Below are 15,194 nucleotides of genomic sequence, written 5' to 3'. Positions count from 1 at the left end.
ATCCATGTCCGACGATCGATGGGTGGCACCGACCGTTCTCCTTGCGGTTGACCTCGTCATCCTCACGCTGCGGGAATCCCGCCTTCATGTACTGCTGATCGAGCGCGGCATCGAGCCCTATCACGGCGCCTTGGCCTTGCCTGGCGGTTTCCTCAATCACGAGAAGGAAGACCTCTTGACGGCAGCCCATCGAGAGCTTGCCGAGGAGGCTGGCTTGGGACCGGATCAGTTGCACCTCGAGCAACTCGGCATCTACGGTGCGCCGGATCGTGACCCGAGGGGGCGGGTGGTCTCTGCGGCTTACTTGGCCATTGCCCCTCGGCTGCCTGAGCCGGTTGCCGGCACCGACGCGTCAAGGGCGTCTTGGACGCCCGTGGCGCAGGCGCTGTCCGGTGACGCGCATCTGGCTTTCGACCATGAACGAATCTTGACCGATGGCGTCGACCGGGCGCGGGAGAAGCTGGAACGGTCGGCGCTCGCCACCGCCTTCTGCGGCCCGACCTTCACCATCTCCGAGCTTCAGGACGTCTACGAAGCGGTGTGGGGTGTGCCGCTCGATGCACGGAACTTCTACCGGAAAGTGCAGAGCGTGGATGGCTTCATCGTTCCCGCCGGCCCGGCTCGCAAGACGGACGGTGGACGTCCCGCTCGACTGTTTCGATCCGGCCCCCGCACGACCCTGCACCCTCCGATGGCCCGACCTCACGGCCAGGCAGGTAAGGAGACAGCGTGAGCACGAACAGCGGCCTCGTCGTGATCCTTACGGCGCTGAACCTCGAGTACGAAGCGGTCCGCGATCAGTTGATCGACCTGCGGGTGCGCCGGCACCCGGCCGGCACCCGTTTCGAGGTCGGCAGGATCGACCAGAGCGACTGCCGGGTAGCGCTGGGGCTAGTCGGCAAGGGCAATCATCCGGCCGCAGTGCTCGCGGAGCGGGCGATGGCTGAGTTCTCCCCGGCTGCCGTGCTGTTCGTCGGAGTCGCTGGTGGTCTGTGGCCCAACATTCAGCTCGGCGACGTCGTCGTCGCCAGCAAGATCTACGCCTACCACGGCGGCACCAGCGAGGACGACGGTTTGAAGGCCCGGCCGAAGGCGTGGGAGATCCCGCATGAGGCCGACCAGATCGCCCACCACGTCGCGAGGTCCACCGCCTGGCGTCGTGGTCTACCTGCGGGCTCAACGCCTGTTGTCCATTTCGGGCCGATCGCCGCAGGGGAAGTCGTGCAGGACTCGGGGATCTCCGAACAGGCCCGCTGGATCCGCCAGCACTACAACGACGCCGTGGCGATCGAGATGGAGGCGGCTGGTGTGGCCCAGGCGGGACACCTCAACCGCGCCCTGCCCGTGGTGGTCATTCGTGGCATCAGCGACCACGCCGACGGCAGCAAGGCAGCCAGCGACGGACAGAACTGGCAACCGAAGGCGGCAAGTCACGCGGCTGCCTTCGCCACCGCACTGGTGCGAGAACTGATCATCGACGGTCCGACCGGCCAACCAGGCTCTGCAGACCGGGACGGGAGCCCAACGATGCACATGAGCAACCGCAACATCGCCTCCGGGAACGCCCACGTCGGGGTGCAGGCCGGGCAGATCTACGGCAACGTCACCGTCGGCGCTGGCACCGAGCGGCCGATCGACTTGGCAGCGAGCATCGCGGACCTGCGAACCCACCTCAAGCAGGCCCACCTCGACGGACAGTTGGACGAAGAAACCTATGCCGCTGCCGAGTCGGAACTGGATGCGGCAACGGAATGCGCCTCGGCGGGCACGCCCGAGAAAAAGAGCGGCCTGATGGTCGCGCTCAAGCGGTTGCGGGGTCTGGTAGCCGACGTGGCGGAGCTGGCGGCGCGGCTTGCGGCGGTCATCGCCGTGGTGCGGGACATGTCATGACGACCCCGACCGCGGCCAACGTCGCCCAAGGAGATGCGCACGTTGACGTACAGGCAGGGGTAGTTCACGGTGACATCAACTTCTACCGGCTGCCACCGGACTCCAGTCCGGAGGAGGAGTTCGCCTTCGCGTTGAACTATCTCGACGGGCGGGTCCGTGATCAGGCGCGCAAGCTGATCGAGAAGGCGGTCGCCGGTGGGTATGTCACCACCGAGGTCCAGTTCTACCGGCTCATCGCCCTGTTGAGCGGACGCACCCTGCGCCAACTCGTCCCCGAGGAACTGGATCACCTCACCGCCATCTGCGCCAGCCTGCCCCACCTCGACGACCATGACGAGTGGGCGGCGGGGTTGAAGGTGATCATCCGCCTCCTGGCCCCCGTCAGCGCCGCCGAGACAGATCTCGTGGTCAAGGAGATCGACGCGCTGAACCAGCGTCAGCGCGACGGGATCTACGGCCACCTCGAGGCGCTGCTCGAGGGCGCGATGCAAGAAGAGATGTGGCGGCAGTCCGTCACTCTGGCGGATTCGCAGCGCACAGCGGAGGACCGATTCACCCGGGTCTGGAAGTTCTTTCACCCCACACCCGCTCCGCCTCGGACCCTGCCGGTGCAGCCCGCTGCCATTCCGCTCCGCGACTGGCTACGCGCCGGCGCCGGCGCAGCCGTGTTCGCCCTCGCCGTGGTGCAGTTGATCGTGCCGGTGGCGGCTCGCGGCACGCTCGACCCGTTCCTCGGTCTGCTCGCCGGCCTGGTCGGACTGGCCGCGTTTTGCGTCGGCGGGGCGGACCGGTACTACCGCGGGACACGGCTGCGCGCGAAGGAAGCACAGATCCGTCCACCCCGTCAGCGACGACGAGAAGCTCCGCCGGGAGGCTTCGCCCGCAAGGTGGACCGGCTCTTCGACCGCTACTTCGGCCGGTACATCCCCCAAGGAACCGACCGGAACTACTGGCTCGCCCAGACAGCAGGGATCCAACGGCACCTCCGCGACGAGGTGGTCGAGCTCTACCGGGAACAGCGGATTGAGGCCGACCGAGTCGCCTGGCTCGTCCGACACCTGGTGGGCCATGTCCGAGGGCAATGGGAGCGGGACACGCTGACGGCGTACCGCCAGCAACTGCGAATCCCTGCCAGAACGAAGGTCCTCCACGTCGGTGGACTGGCTCTCCTCACCGGTGGGAGCCTCTGGGTCGTCCCTGCCGTCATGGCCAGCGCCCCCTTGTCCGGCACAGGTTGGCTCCTACTCGCGGCAGCGTCCGCGGTGCCAGCAGTGCGCTCGTCGTTCCGGATCGTCGCCGAGCGACGCAGGGTCGTCGACGACCAGGCGGAAAAGGACGACAAGGACACGGCCCGCTGGGCGGCATACCACCGGTGGTGCCATAAGCTGTCCGACAAGCCGTCGGACACCGAGATGGCCGCCTGGCTGGAGAGCGACCGCAAAGTCCTGGTCGACCAAGCCATGCGACAGTACCGGCTTCGCCCCAGCCACGTGATCGCACACGCCTTCATCGAGGCACCAGCACCCTCATGCAAAAAGGCGCGATACCCGCAGGGTCCTTGGCGGTACTCCCGGTATCGCCTGCTGCTGTTCCTGCTCACCGACGACGGCGTCCGGCAGGTCAACATCGATCTCGACTTCGAGACCGCCGCGAGCCGCACCACCCAACGACTCAACTACCGCTTCGACGCGGTCGCCGCCGTCCGGATCGACGGCATCGCCACCCGACAGCAGACCTTCGAGCTGACGCTCTTCAACGGAGAACCCATCTCCACCCGGGTAAGCGAACCTGACAACGAGACGCTCCAACACGACGAGAACGCAACCAAGATCGCCGAACTGTCGCTGGACGCCTCCGGGCTCAGTCACACCCTGCACGTCCTCGAAGGTGTCGCCGCCGAAGGCAAGGAATGGGTGAAACACCGACGCCGTCATGCCGACGAAAGACTCGCCGACCTCGCGGGTGCCCTACGCGGGCTGCCCGACTAAGTCAGGGTGGCTGACGCCCGTGGCGGGATCGGGTGAGAGTCGACCCATCTGGATGGTGCAGCTTGGTGCCCGAGGTGCAGCCGAGGACCTCGGCGATCTGTGTGTCGGAGAGATCCTCGAAGTACCGCAGTGCCAGCACCGCCCGCTGGCGGCGGGGCAGCCGGCCCAGCGTTGCCCAGCGCCGTCCCGGCAGCGTGCGAACCGACAGCGTCCGGGCCCGCCGGGCCGTCGTCGGGCGCGGCGACCGGGACCTTGCGCGACGAGCGCCGCCGCCACCAGCGCAGGTTCTCGTCGACCAGCACCCGTTTCAGGTACGCCTCGGGCTGGCTCATCCCCGGCACGCAGCTCGCTGACCAGCTTCCCGGTCAGCTCCGGTCTCGCCTCGCAACAAGATCGTCTGTCGTTGAGCGACACATCGCCCGGCGTGTCGTCTCGTTGAACGACAAAGGATCAAGGAATCCGGATTACGCGGCCTTGACCAGCTCGACGAAGGAGCGCCAGGCGGCGAGACACGGTTACTACGGGTCGCGGTCAGGCCCAGGTGTTGCCGGTGAGCTTCTCGTAGACCTCGACGTAGCGGGCCCGGGTCGCCTCGATCACCTCGGCGGGCACCTCGGGGGCCGGCGGCTGCCTGTCCCAGCCGGCGGCGGTCGCCCAGTCCCGGACGTACTGCTTGTCGTAGGAGAACTGCGCCCGGCCCGGCTGGTACGACTCGGCCGGCCAGAACCGGGACGAGTCGGAGGTGAGCACCTCGTCGCCGAGGACCAGGGTGCCGTCCGCCGCCCAGCCCAGCTCGATCTTGGTGTCGGCGACCAGGATGCCCCGCTCGGCGGCGAGCTCCGCGCCACGGCGGTAGACGTCGATGGTGATCTGCCGCAGCCGCTCGGCGGTCTCCGCGCCGACCTTGTCCACCACCTGCTGGTAGGTGATCGGCTCGTCGTGCTCGCCCCTGGGCGCCTTCGTCGACGGGGTGAAGATCGGCTCCGGCAGGATCGACGCCTCGACCAGCCCGCGGGGCAGCTCGACGCCGGAGACCGCGCCGGTGCGCTCGTACTCGGCGAGGCCGCCGCCGGTGAGGTACCCCCGGGCGACGCACTCGACCGGGACCATCTCCAACCGCCGGCAGCGGATCGCCCGGCCGGCGAACTCCGCCGGCACGTCGGTGGCGGAGACGACGTGGTTCGGCACCAGATCGGCGAGCTGCTCGAACCACCACAGCGACAGCGCCGTCAGCAGCCGGCCCTTGTCGGGTACGGGGGTCGGCAGCACCACGTCGTAGATCGAGATCCGGTCCGAGGCGACCAGGATCAGGTCCTCGCCATCGGCGTAGACGTCCCGGACCTTGCCCGAGTGCAGAAGTTCCACGCGCCCTAGTACACCACGGCCCCCCGGGACGCCTGGGTGCCGGCCACCCGGGAGGGCCCACCGGCCCCCCTGCGGGCCGGCCCGGGTCGGGACGACGGGAGGGGCCGGGGACGGGAGGGGCCGGGCGACGGGAGGGGCCGGGGACGGGAGGGGCCAGGCGACGGGAGGGGCCAGGCGACGGCCGCCGGCGAGGCCGGCCGATCTCCCGGTCGCCTCGGCCCGATCCCCGGCCGGACGGCCGTTGACACCCGCCCGCGCCGGCTGTGTAAATGGTCCGACCGCCCACCGGACGACCAGGAGAGTCCCCGTGCCCACCGCCCGTCCCCCGCTCCCCCACTCCGGTGCCGACCCGGGCCGCCGGCGACTGCTGGGGGCACTGCTCGGGGCGCCGCTCGCGGTGCCCGGCCTGGCCGGGTGCGGCGGCGGCGAGGAGGAGACGCCCGTCGACGACGGGCTGATCGAGCTCTCCGTCTTCTGGTACGGCAGCACGAAGCGGGCCGAGCTGACCGAGAAGGCGCTGCGGCTCTACTCCGCGCGCAACCCCCGGGTCAGCTTCCGGGTCACCTGGCAGGGCCTGGACGGCTACTACGACCGGCTGGCCACCCAGGCGGCCGGCGGGAACGTGCCCGACCTGATCCAGGTCGACGACACCGTCCTCACCGAGTACGCCCGGCGGGGCATCCTGCTCGACCTCGGCGGGTACGCCGCCGACCACCGGCTCGACCTGCGCGGGCTCCCCCCGGGCCTGGTCCGCTACGCCGAGGTCGACGGCCGCACCATGGGCGTGGCGGCGGCCCAGACCAGCGCCGCCGTGGTCTACAACCGCGCCCTGCTACGCCGGCTGGGCGTCCCGGAGCCCCGCACCGGGATGTCCTGGCAGGAGTACGTCGACTGGGCGGCCCGGGTCACCCGGGCCGCCGACGGCCGGGTCGCCGGCACGATGGACCCGTCCGGGGACCACCGGGCGCTCTGGCTCTGGCTGCGGTCCCGGGGCGGCGAGCTGTACCAGGGCCGGCAGCTCGGCTTCGGCGCGAGCGACCTGGTCGACTGGTTCGAGCTGTGGCAGGCCGCCCGGACCCGCAAGGCCACCCCGAGCGCCGCACTGGTCGACCAGGCCGACAACGGCGAGACGAACCGGCAGTTGGTGGTCACCGGGCACACGGCCGCCTCGTTCGCGTGGGCCCACCAGTTCCCCGAGCTTCAGCGCTACACCAACGACGAGCTGGCGCTGGCCGCGTTCCCCGGCCCGCCGGGCGCGCAGTGGGCGCGGGCGTCGATGTACTGGGCGGCGTTCCGCGGCACCCGGCGACCCGACGTCGTGGCCGAGGTGATCAACTTCCTCACCACGAACATGGGGGCGGGCCTGGCACTGGGCCAGGAGCGGGGGGTCAATCCGAACCTCGCCATCCGCCGGTACGTCGAGGAGAGCGTGACCGACGCCGGGCAGCAGCGCGCCGCCGCCCTCGCCGCCGCCCTCGCCGACGGGCTCGGCCCCGCGCCCAGCCCGCCCCCGAAGGGGCACGCCCGGGTGCGGGCCCTGCTCGTCGCCACGGCCGAAGGGATCCTGTCCGGCCGGTCCGGCATCCGCCCGGCGACCTTCCGGTTCATCGCCCAGGCCAACGCCGCGCTGGCCGAGTGACCCGACCCGCCGCCCTCAGCGCGGCGGACGGTTTCGCCGGTTGCGCATCAGCAGTAGCACCAGCACGACGATCCCGCCGACGACGACCAGGCAGCAGAGCAGCCCCAGGAAGCCGACGCCGCCGCCCCGGGAACGCCGCTTGGCGGCCTCGACCACCAGGTCGCCGGGACCGGTGGACGCCCAGGCCGCGACCGGGACGAAGACCGACAACACGACCGCACCGAGGACCGCGCTCAGCCGGCCCCACCACTTGTTCCACGAAGACATGCCCCCATCCTCGCCGAGCGGCGCAACAGCGGCACCCGGGACGGGCGGGATTCACCGGCGCACTCCGGGCGGGCCGCCGCCGGGACGCGGGACGGGAGATGCAGAAGGGCCCGGAGTTTCCTCCGGGCCCTTCCGGCTCGTAGCGGGGACAGGATTTGAACCTGCGACCTCTGGGTTATGAGCCCAGCGAGCTACCGAGCTGCTCCACCCCGCGTCGGCTTTCAAAGCTTATCGCATCCCTGGGACGGAGATCAGCCGGCCCCCCGAGTCGGCCGAATCATCGACCCGGCGTGCGGCATGTCGCGGTCTCCGAGCACTGGCAGACCCCGAGATCCCGCACCCGGTGTCGATCATCGTGTCGAGAAGTCCGCGGATCGCGGATCGCGGGAAGCCAACGCCCCGGGGGCAGACAACGCCCCCGGGGCAGGCAACGCGAAAGGCCCCGGAGTTTCCTCCGGGGCCTTTCCAACGAGTAGCGGGGACAGGATTTGAACCTGCGACCTCTGGGTTATGAGCCCAGCGAGCTACCGAGCTGCTCCACCCCGCGTCGGCTCGTTAACCGTAGCGCACCGCCCGGGCCACGCGCAAAACGACCCCACCCCGGCGGCTCCCGCGCAGGTCAGCCACCCGTCGACGCCGAGGGCGACGGGGCGGGACTGCCGCTCGGCGAGGCGCCCGGCGTCGGCGCGGCCGGCGTGGCCGCCCGCTGCGCCTGCTGGAAGGCCGTCATCGCGTCGTCCAGGGCCTTGAGCGCCCGGCCGTACCGCTCGAAGTCGCCGGACGTCTGCGCGGCCTTGACCTCGGCGATGGCCGCCTGCACCTTGCCCGCCGCCTCGGCCAGCTCGCCGGTCAGCGGCGGCGGGTTGGTCCCGCCGGGCGGCGTCTCGCCGGACGGCGGTGGGGTGGTGCCCTGGGCGGCCTGCTTGCCCTGCTCGACGAGCTGCTTGATGCCGTCGGTGAGGTTGTTGGCCAGCACCACGTACGAACCGCCGTCGCCGTACGACAGCAGCACCTTCTGCAACAGCGGATACGCGTCCTGCTGGTTGCTCTTCACGTAGACCGGCTCGACGTAGAGCATCCCGTTGCCGAAGGGCAGCGACAGCAGGTTTCCGTACTGCACCTGCGCCTGGTTGGAGGAGAGCAGGTTGAGCTGCTGCCGGATGTTGGCGTTGTTGGTCATCTGCTGGTGCACCTGTACCGGGCCGGAGATCCGGGTCTGGTCCGGCAGCTCCAGCACCTCCAGCTTCGGCTTGCCGTCCACGTACGAGCCGGAGATCAGCGCCGCGAGGTTCTGCCGGCCGTTCGGGGTGACCGCCGAGGTGAGCTGGAAGCGCGGCGCCTCCTGGCCGGGGAACTGGGTCCACAGGTAGTACGGCGGCTGCTTCTGCCCGCCGTCCGGGTTGTCCGGCACGTTCGGCACCTGCCAGAAGTCCTGCGCCGAGTAGAAGTCGCCCGGGGCGGTGACGTGGAACTTGGTCAGCAGGTTGCGCTGCACCTTGAACAGGTCGGCCGGGTAGCGGAAGTGCTCCCGCAGCTCGGCCGGGATCTTGTCGTTGGGCAGCACCAGGTCGCCGCCGAACGCCTTGTTCCACGCCTTCAGCACCGGGTCGCTCTGGTCGAACTCGTACAGCCGGACCGTGCCGTCGTACGCGTCGACCGTGGCCTTGACCGAGTTGCGGATGTAGTTGACGTTCTCCCGGGCGAGCTGGAACGTGCCCCGGCCGGTCAGCTCGTCGGTCGTCTCGGCCTGGAGGTTGACCCGCTCGGCGTACGGGTAGGTCGCGGCCGTCGTGTAGCCGTCGACGATCCACTGCACCCGACCACCGACCACCGCCGGGTACGGGTCGCCGTCGAGGGTGAGGAACGGCGCGACCTTCTCCACCCGGTCCCGGGGGTTGCGCACGTAGAGCAGCTTCGAGTTCTCGTTGACCGCCTCGGAGAGCAGGAAGTTCGACTCCTGCTGCTTGATCGCGTACAGCAGCCGGCGGGTGAACGAGCCGATCTCGACGCCACCCTCACCGGTGTAGGTGTAGTACTGTTCGCCGCCGGTCTGGGTCGGCCGGTCGAACTCCGCGTTCCGCTCCGGGTTCGCCTGCCCGACGATCGCGTAGTCGTCCGGGCCCATCCGCTCGCCGTAGTAGATGCGCGGCTGGCTGGCCGGGATCTGCTCGGTCTGCGAGGAGCACGCCTCCTGGGTCTTCTCCCCGAGGAAGCCCGAGACGAAGTACGGCTGCCCGCCGCAGACCACCTGGTTGGCCGGCGCGGCGACCAGGCCGTAGCCGTGGGTGTAGACGGTGTGCCGGTTGATCCAGGTGTTCTGCTGGTCGGTCAGCTCGTTGTAGTTGACCTCCCGGACCCCGACCACGTAGTCGGAGGTGTTGCCGCCCACGGCGTACCGGTCGATGTCCAGCTTGGGGCCGAAGTCGTAGAAGCCCCGGACCTGCTGGAGCTGGGTGTACGTCTCGGAGACGAGCTGCGGGTCGAGCAGCCGCACGTTCGACACCACGGAGGTGTCGGTGCCCAGGCTCGCCGGCGGGACGAGGTTGTTCGCCGCGTACGGCGAGGTCTTCGTGTCGGCCAGCCCGAACGCCGCCCGGGTGGCCCCGATGCTGCGCTCGATGTACGGGGCCTCCTTGTCCTTGGCGCTCGGCTTGACCTCGAAGGTCTGCACCGCCCAGGGGTAGATGCCGCCGATGGCGACCGCGGAGACGCCGAGCAGGGCCAGCGAGATGCCCGGCCAGACCAGGTTCCGCATCACCGCGTTGGAGAACACGATGATCGCGATGGCCACCACGACCGAGATGTAGGCGAGGATCTCCTTGGCCGGCAGCAGCGCGTTGATGTCGGCGTACCCGGCGCCGTAGAGCTTCGCCCCCTCGTTGTACTCCAGCAGCATGGAGCGCCGGTCCAGCACGTACGCGACGGCCTTGAGCAGGACGAAGACCGCGACGAGCGTGCTCAGGTGGGCCCGCGCGGCGTTGGTCATCCGGTCCCCGACGCCCTGTAGCCGCACGCCGCCGAAGATGTAGTGCACGGCCAGCGCGCCGAGCAGGGCGAGCACGACGACGGTGAAGCCGAGGCCGAGCACGAAGCGCCAGAACGGCAACTGGAAGACGTAGAAGCCGATGTCGACACCGAACTCCGGGTCCTCGACGCCGAAGTCACCGCCGTTGCGGAACAGCAGCCACTGGCTCCACCGGCTCTGCGCCGAGAGCCCCGCGAAGAGCCCGACCACGACGGCGACCAGGCTGATCCACAGGCCGAGCCGGGGTCCGAGCACCATCCGGTACCGCTCCAGGGTGGCCTGCTCCAGCGAGTGCGGTCGCAGCCGGGGCCGCAGCCGGTGGGCCAGCCACAGGTTGCCGCCGACGATCACCGCCATGGCGAGGCCGACGATGAGGAAGAGCAGCACCCGGGTGGCGAGCACCCCGGTGAACACCTGGGTGTACCGGACCTCGTCGAACCAGAGCCAGTCGGTCCAGGCCTGCACACCCCAGCCCAGCAGGGTGAAGAGCACGAACACCCCGATCAGCACCCCGATCGTGACGCGTCCGCGCCGGCTCATCCTCGGCAGGGGGCTGCTACGCATGACCACTGTTGGCTCCGCACGCTCGATGTGATCGGCTCCGACCAGGCACCCAGAGTACGGGGTGTTCCTGAAAGCGTCGGCCCACGGTCACGCCGGGGGCCGCGCGCGATCAGCAGCGGGTCGGCTCCCGGCCCTCGCGCAGCGCCGCCAGGGCCGTCAGCGCGTCGTCCAGGGTGCCCACCCTGAGCAGCGGGAGGCCGGGTTGCGGGTTGCGGACCGCCTCGGCGCAGTTGGCCTCCGGCACCAGGAACACCTTGGCCCCGGCCTGCTTCGCGCCGACCAGCTTCTGGGCGATCCCGCCGATCGGGCCGACCCGGCCCTCGTCGTCGATCGTGCCGGTGCCGGCGATGATCTTCCCGCCGGTGAGGTCGGCCGGCTCCAGCTTGTCCACGATGCCGAGGGCGAACATCAGGCCGGCGCTCGGGCCGCCGATGTCGCCCAGGTCGATGGAGAGAGTGAACGGGTGCGGCTGCTGCTGGTCGATCTCGACCCCGATCCGCGGCCGGCCGTCCTGCTCCCGGCTGGTGACCTGCGCCGTGGCGACGGCACCGTCGCGGGTGTACCCGATGGTCAGCGCGGTGCCCGCCGGCTTGGCCCGGATCAGCTCGGTGAGCCGGCCGGCGCTGGTGACCGGCGTGCCGTCGACGGCGGTGACGACGTCGCCAACCTTCAGCGCCCCGGCCGACGGACCGTCCGCCGCAACGGTCTTGACCTGCACCTGGACCGGGAAACCCAGCTCCCGCAGGGCCGCCGTCTCGGCACTGGTCTGGGAGTTGCGGAAGTCCTCCTCGTTGCGCTGCTCCACCTCCTGCTGGCTCTCCCCCGGCGGGTAGACCAGCTCGCGCGGCACCACCGCCTCGTCGGAGGAGAACCAGCCGGCCAGCGCCGAGCGCAGCCGGACGGTGGGCTGCACCCCGACCGTGGTCAGCCGGAGCTGGCCGGCGGAGGTGGACGTCGCGCGCCCGGACACCTGGATGACCTCCTTGCCGTCCGAGGTGCCCAGCGTGTTCACCGTCGGCCCGGGGCCGAGCACCACGTACGGGATGGGCGCGTTGAGCACACCGAAGCTCAGCAGGGTGGTGAGCAGGGCACCCAGGAGGACGGTCACGCCGCGACGTCTCATGGCGCAGAGCGTACCGACAGGTCCGGCGGGGACCCGGACGGTGACGGGCGACTTCGCCCTCAGCGCAACGCCGGTGCCGGCGACCTGGGGCGCTGCCCGCGTACCGTAGACGTCGTGCCTGATATTCCGTTCGGTTTCGCGCTCCCGGGTGGGCAACCACCAGACCCCAACGATCCCGCGCAGATGCAGCAGTTCATGTCGCAGTTGCAGCACCTGCTCTCCGCGCCGGGCAGCGGGCCGGTCAACTGGGACCTGGCCAGGCAGGTGGCCGCCAGCCAGCTCGCCGCCGCGGGCGACCCGGCGGTGTCGCCGCACGAGCGGCACGCGGTGGAGGAGGCGCTGCGCCTCGCCGACCTCTGGCTGGAGCCGGTCACCGCCTGGCCGACGGGGATCCGCAGCTCGCTGGCGTGGAACCGCAACGAGTGGATCTACAAGACCCTGGACGTCTGGCGCAAGCTCTGCGACCCGGTGGCCAGCCGGATGGTCGGCGCGATGGGCGACCTGGTGCCGCCGGAGGCGCGGGCCCAGCTCGGCCCCATGCAGTCGATGATGGCCACCCTCGGCGGCGCGCTGTTCGGCGGGCAGCTCGGGCAGGCCCTCGGCTCGCTGGCCGCGGAGGTGCTCTCCGCCGGCGACATCGGGCTCCCGCTCGGCCCGGCCGGCACCGCCGCGCTGATCCCGGCCAACATCCGGGCGTACGGGCAGGGCCTGGAGCTGCCCGAGGACGAGGTGCGCCTCTACGTCGCCCTGCGCGAGGCGGCCCACCAGCGGCTCTTCGAGCACGTGCCGTGGCTGCGCGGGCACGTGCTCAACGCCGTCGAGACGTACGCCTCGGGCATCCGGGTCAACCGGGAGGCGATCGAGGAGGCCATGGGCCGGGTCGACCCGACCGACCCGGAGTCCATGCAGGCGATCGCCCTGGAGGGCATCTTCACCCCGGAGGACACCCCGGCGCAGAAGGCGTCCCTGGCCCGGCTGGAGACCGCGCTCGCCCTGGTGGAGGGCTGGGTCTGCCACGTGGTCGACGACGCCGCCGGCGAGCGGCTGCCCAACGTCGTCCGGCTCGGCGAGGCGTTCCGTCGGCGGCGGGCGGCCGGCGGGCCGGCCGAGCAGACGTTCGCGGCGCTGGTCGGGCTGGAGCTGCGCCCGCGCCGGCTGCGCGAGGCGGCGGCCCTGTGGGCGGCGCTGACCGAGCACCGGGGCATCTCCGGCCGGGACGCCGTCTGGGGACACCCCGACCTGCTCCCCTCCGACGACGACTTCGCCGACCCGGTGGCGTTCGCCACGGCCCGGCTCGACCTCGACGACGAGCTGGCCAACTTCGACTTCAGCGCGCCGGGCGGGCCGGCGGAGCAGGCCCCGGGCTCGCCCCGTCCGCGTCCCGAGGGCACCGGGGACGACGCCGAGGAGTCCTGACCGCCGCGAGCGCACCCGGGGGCCGTTGACGCAGCCGCGTCGGTGGCCCTCGGCCTGTTGCGCCAGCCGGGCGGGGGCTGGTCCGCGCCAGCCGCTGCGGACGGGCCGAACCCCGCCCGGTCGCGGGGCCGCGCGGGGCTGGTCGGCGACGGCAGCCACCCGGCGCGGGTCGGCGGCTGGCCGGTCACCCGGCGCACAAGCCTCGGCCAGCCGGAGCCGCCCCGCGCGGGTCGGCGGCTGGCGTCAGCGGTGCCCGGAGAGCAGGGCGCGGGTCGCCTCCCAGCCCTCGACGGCGGGGTCGAGGGTGGCCAGGTCGGCGGGGCCGCGCATCCGTCGCCAGGCGGCGGTGACGGCCACGTCACCGGGTTGCGGGGCGGCCCGCCGCACGTCCGCGGGGAGCGCGACGTCCAGGTCGACCTCCGGCAGCCATCCCGGCACGGGCAGCCGGGACGCGACGCCGAGCAGGCCGGGGCCCGGTCCCTCGGCGGGGGCCACCGCCACCGGCCGGGTGGTCAGTGGGCGGAGCAGCTTGCCGACGGTCAGGCCGGGCAGGTCCGGGGCGTCGGCGGCCACGACGGCCGCCTGGTCGTACCCGGTCAGCGCGGCCAGGACGGCGGTGCCGGTGGCCTCGGGCACCTCGTGCACGGCCATCCCTGGCCAGACGACGGCCTCGGCCAACGACCGGTCCTGTGGGGTGGCCGCGATCGCGGTCTCCACCTCCTGGAGCGTGGCGAGCAGGTCCACCACGTCCTCGGCCAGCGCGGCCCGCCAGGCCACCGGGTCGATCCCCGGCGGCGCCCACGCCACCGGTCCGAGCAACGCCACCACCACACGTCGGGCCACGCACCGACCCTAGGCCGTCGGCCGCACCACCGCGCGCCCGCACCGGGTGGGGCCGGCGCAACGTCACTGACATCGCACCCTCCGGGCACCCGATGGCCCCGATGTCGGTGACATCGAGTCGATCAAGGGGACTGTCCGGTTCCGAGCGCCCGGGCGACGCCGGTGCTCAGTCGGTCAACGGGCCGCCGGAGGCGGCGGCGACGCCCTCCAGGTACCCCCGGGCCCGCTCGGCCTTGGGATAGCGCCCGACCAGGGCCCAGAACCGGGCGTTGTGGCTGGGCACGATGAGGTGGGCCAGCTCGTGCAACAGGACGTAGTCGATCACCCAGTCGGGCATGTCCTGGATCCGGTGCGAGATGCGGATGGTCCGGTCGGCCGGGGTGCAGGAGCCCCAGCGACCGTTCTGGTTGGTCACCCAACGCACGCTCGACGGCACCGCCCGGTCGCCGTACTCGGCGAAGTAGAGGCTGCGCAACCGGGTGGCGCGGTTGAACAGCTCGTCGTCGGAGCGGGCGAGGCGCCCCTCCCGGGCCTCCAGCCGGGCCAGCATCCGGTCGACCCACTCGGTCTCCTCGGCCCGGGAGAACTGGTCGGGGATGAGCACCACGACGCGTTCACCGTCGCGGTAGGCGGACACCGTACGTCGCCGGCGCTGGCTGCGCCGTACCTCGACGACCGGCTTCCGCGCCCCCGCCATCAGTGGGCCGCGCAGCCTCGATTTGCTGTCACGAAGGAAAGCTAATGGGTACTGACCAGGGGTCCGCAAGAGTCAACACCACGACACGCGCCCGGAAAGTCATGGTTGGTGACCAGGAGTCCCGAAAAAAATCCTTGCGGACCGTCACGAAGACGCTCCGTGACGGGTCAAGGGCCCCGCGCCGGGCGACCCACCGGCTCGCCCCCACCGTAGGTGATCACCGCCCCGACCGCCTCCCGGGGGCCACCTCGCGGGGCATCTGGGTGGTTTCACCCGGCGTGTCCCCGCCAAACTGACTTATCCGACCTAATTCGGCATGCACACTCTCGACGTCGACTTGCTCACAGTGTCGAAGCACGGCTGACATGGAACCGCCC

12 protein-coding genes and 2 tRNA genes are annotated in these 15,194 nt (G+C 71.2%); 5 read left to right on the top strand and 9 right to left on the bottom strand.

Annotation, left to right across the window (positions count from 1 at the left end):
* Positions 1-4: 4 nt before the first annotated feature.
* Genes OOK41_RS07630 through OOK41_RS07620 form a run of 3 tightly spaced genes read left to right on the top strand, consistent with a single transcriptional unit; the run spans position 5 to position 3,878 of the window.
* On the top strand, positions 5-733 hold the full coding sequence (locus OOK41_RS07630; protein WP_266263553.1) for an NUDIX domain-containing protein: 729 nt from the start codon (positions 5-7) through the stop codon (positions 731-733).
* The gene (locus OOK41_RS07625) at positions 730-1,890 is read left to right on the top strand and encodes a 5'-methylthioadenosine/S-adenosylhomocysteine nucleosidase (protein WP_266263551.1); all 1,161 of its coding nucleotides are present in this window, start codon (positions 730-732) and stop codon (positions 1,888-1,890) included. Before OOK41_RS07630 ends, OOK41_RS07625 begins: the two co-directional genes overlap by 4 nt.
* A complete protein-coding gene (locus OOK41_RS07620; RefSeq protein ID WP_266263549.1) occupies positions 1,887-3,878 on the top strand; it encodes a hypothetical protein in 1,992 nt (663 codons plus the stop codon). Before OOK41_RS07625 ends, OOK41_RS07620 begins: the two co-directional genes overlap by 4 nt.
* 1 nt (position 3,879) lies before the next feature.
* On the opposite strand, the gene OOK41_RS07615 is transcribed toward OOK41_RS07620, so the two are convergent.
* Positions 3,880-4,038 carry a sigma factor-like helix-turn-helix DNA-binding protein gene (locus OOK41_RS07615; RefSeq protein ID WP_266267746.1) on the bottom strand — a complete coding sequence of 53 codons (159 nt, stop codon included), beginning with the start codon at positions 4,036-4,038 and terminating at the stop codon, positions 3,880-3,882.
* A gap of 371 nt (positions 4,039-4,409) precedes the next feature.
* Positions 4,410-5,243 carry a phosphoribosylaminoimidazolesuccinocarboxamide synthase gene (locus OOK41_RS07610; protein ID WP_266263547.1) on the bottom strand — a complete coding sequence of 278 codons (834 nt, stop codon included), beginning with the start codon at positions 5,241-5,243 and terminating at the stop codon, positions 4,410-4,412.
* 307 nt (positions 5,244-5,550) lie between these two features.
* On the opposite strand from OOK41_RS07610, the gene OOK41_RS07605 reads away from it, so the two are divergent.
* Positions 5,551-6,882 carry an ABC transporter substrate-binding protein gene (locus OOK41_RS07605; RefSeq protein ID WP_266263545.1) on the top strand — a complete coding sequence of 444 codons (1,332 nt, stop codon included), beginning with the start codon at positions 5,551-5,553 and terminating at the stop codon, positions 6,880-6,882.
* A gap of 15 nt (positions 6,883-6,897) precedes the next feature.
* Here the strand turns inward: OOK41_RS07605 and OOK41_RS07600 are convergent, their stop codons facing one another.
* From OOK41_RS07600 to OOK41_RS07580, 5 genes are all read right to left on the bottom strand, one after another.
* A complete protein-coding gene (locus tag OOK41_RS07600) occupies positions 6,898-7,149 on the bottom strand; it encodes a hypothetical protein (RefSeq protein ID WP_117665301.1) in 252 nt (83 codons plus the stop codon).
* A gap of 140 nt (positions 7,150-7,289) precedes the next feature.
* Positions 7,290-7,363, bottom strand: a tRNA-Met gene (locus tag OOK41_RS07595).
* A 259-nt stretch (positions 7,364-7,622) separates the two neighbouring features.
* Positions 7,623-7,696 (bottom strand) — tRNA-Met (locus tag OOK41_RS07590).
* Between the two features lie 72 nt (positions 7,697-7,768).
* Positions 7,769-10,744 (bottom strand): UPF0182 family protein, encoded by a 2,976-nt coding sequence (locus OOK41_RS07585; protein WP_266263543.1) that lies wholly within the window; start codon positions 10,742-10,744, stop codon positions 7,769-7,771.
* 103 nt (positions 10,745-10,847) lie between these two features.
* On the bottom strand, positions 10,848-11,861 hold the full coding sequence (locus OOK41_RS07580) for a PDZ domain-containing protein (protein ID WP_266263542.1): 1,014 nt from the start codon (positions 11,859-11,861) through the stop codon (positions 10,848-10,850).
* Positions 11,862-12,044: 183 nt separating this feature from the next.
* On the opposite strand from OOK41_RS07580, the gene OOK41_RS07575 reads away from it, so the two are divergent.
* On the top strand, positions 12,045-13,277 hold the full coding sequence (locus OOK41_RS07575; RefSeq protein WP_165878025.1) for a zinc-dependent metalloprotease: 1,233 nt from the start codon (positions 12,045-12,047) through the stop codon (positions 13,275-13,277).
* A gap of 243 nt (positions 13,278-13,520) precedes the next feature.
* Here the strand turns inward: OOK41_RS07575 and OOK41_RS07570 are convergent, their stop codons facing one another.
* Together OOK41_RS07570 and OOK41_RS07565 are read right to left on the bottom strand one after the other, a co-directional pair.
* Positions 13,521-14,120, bottom strand: coding sequence for a hypothetical protein (locus tag OOK41_RS07570; protein WP_266263540.1), 600 nt, complete (start codon positions 14,118-14,120; stop codon positions 13,521-13,523).
* A 166-nt stretch (positions 14,121-14,286) separates the two neighbouring features.
* Positions 14,287-14,817: a M48 family metallopeptidase gene (locus OOK41_RS07565; RefSeq protein WP_117665294.1), complete on the bottom strand. Its 531-nt coding sequence runs from the start codon at positions 14,815-14,817 to the stop codon at positions 14,287-14,289.
* Positions 14,818-15,194: the final 377 nt, after the last annotated feature.

The organism is Micromonospora sp. NBC_01655, assembly GCF_026339755.1.
Taxonomy (GTDB): domain Bacteria; phylum Actinomycetota; class Actinomycetes; order Mycobacteriales; family Micromonosporaceae; genus Micromonospora.
This window is presented reverse-complemented; position numbering and strand designations above follow the sequence as displayed.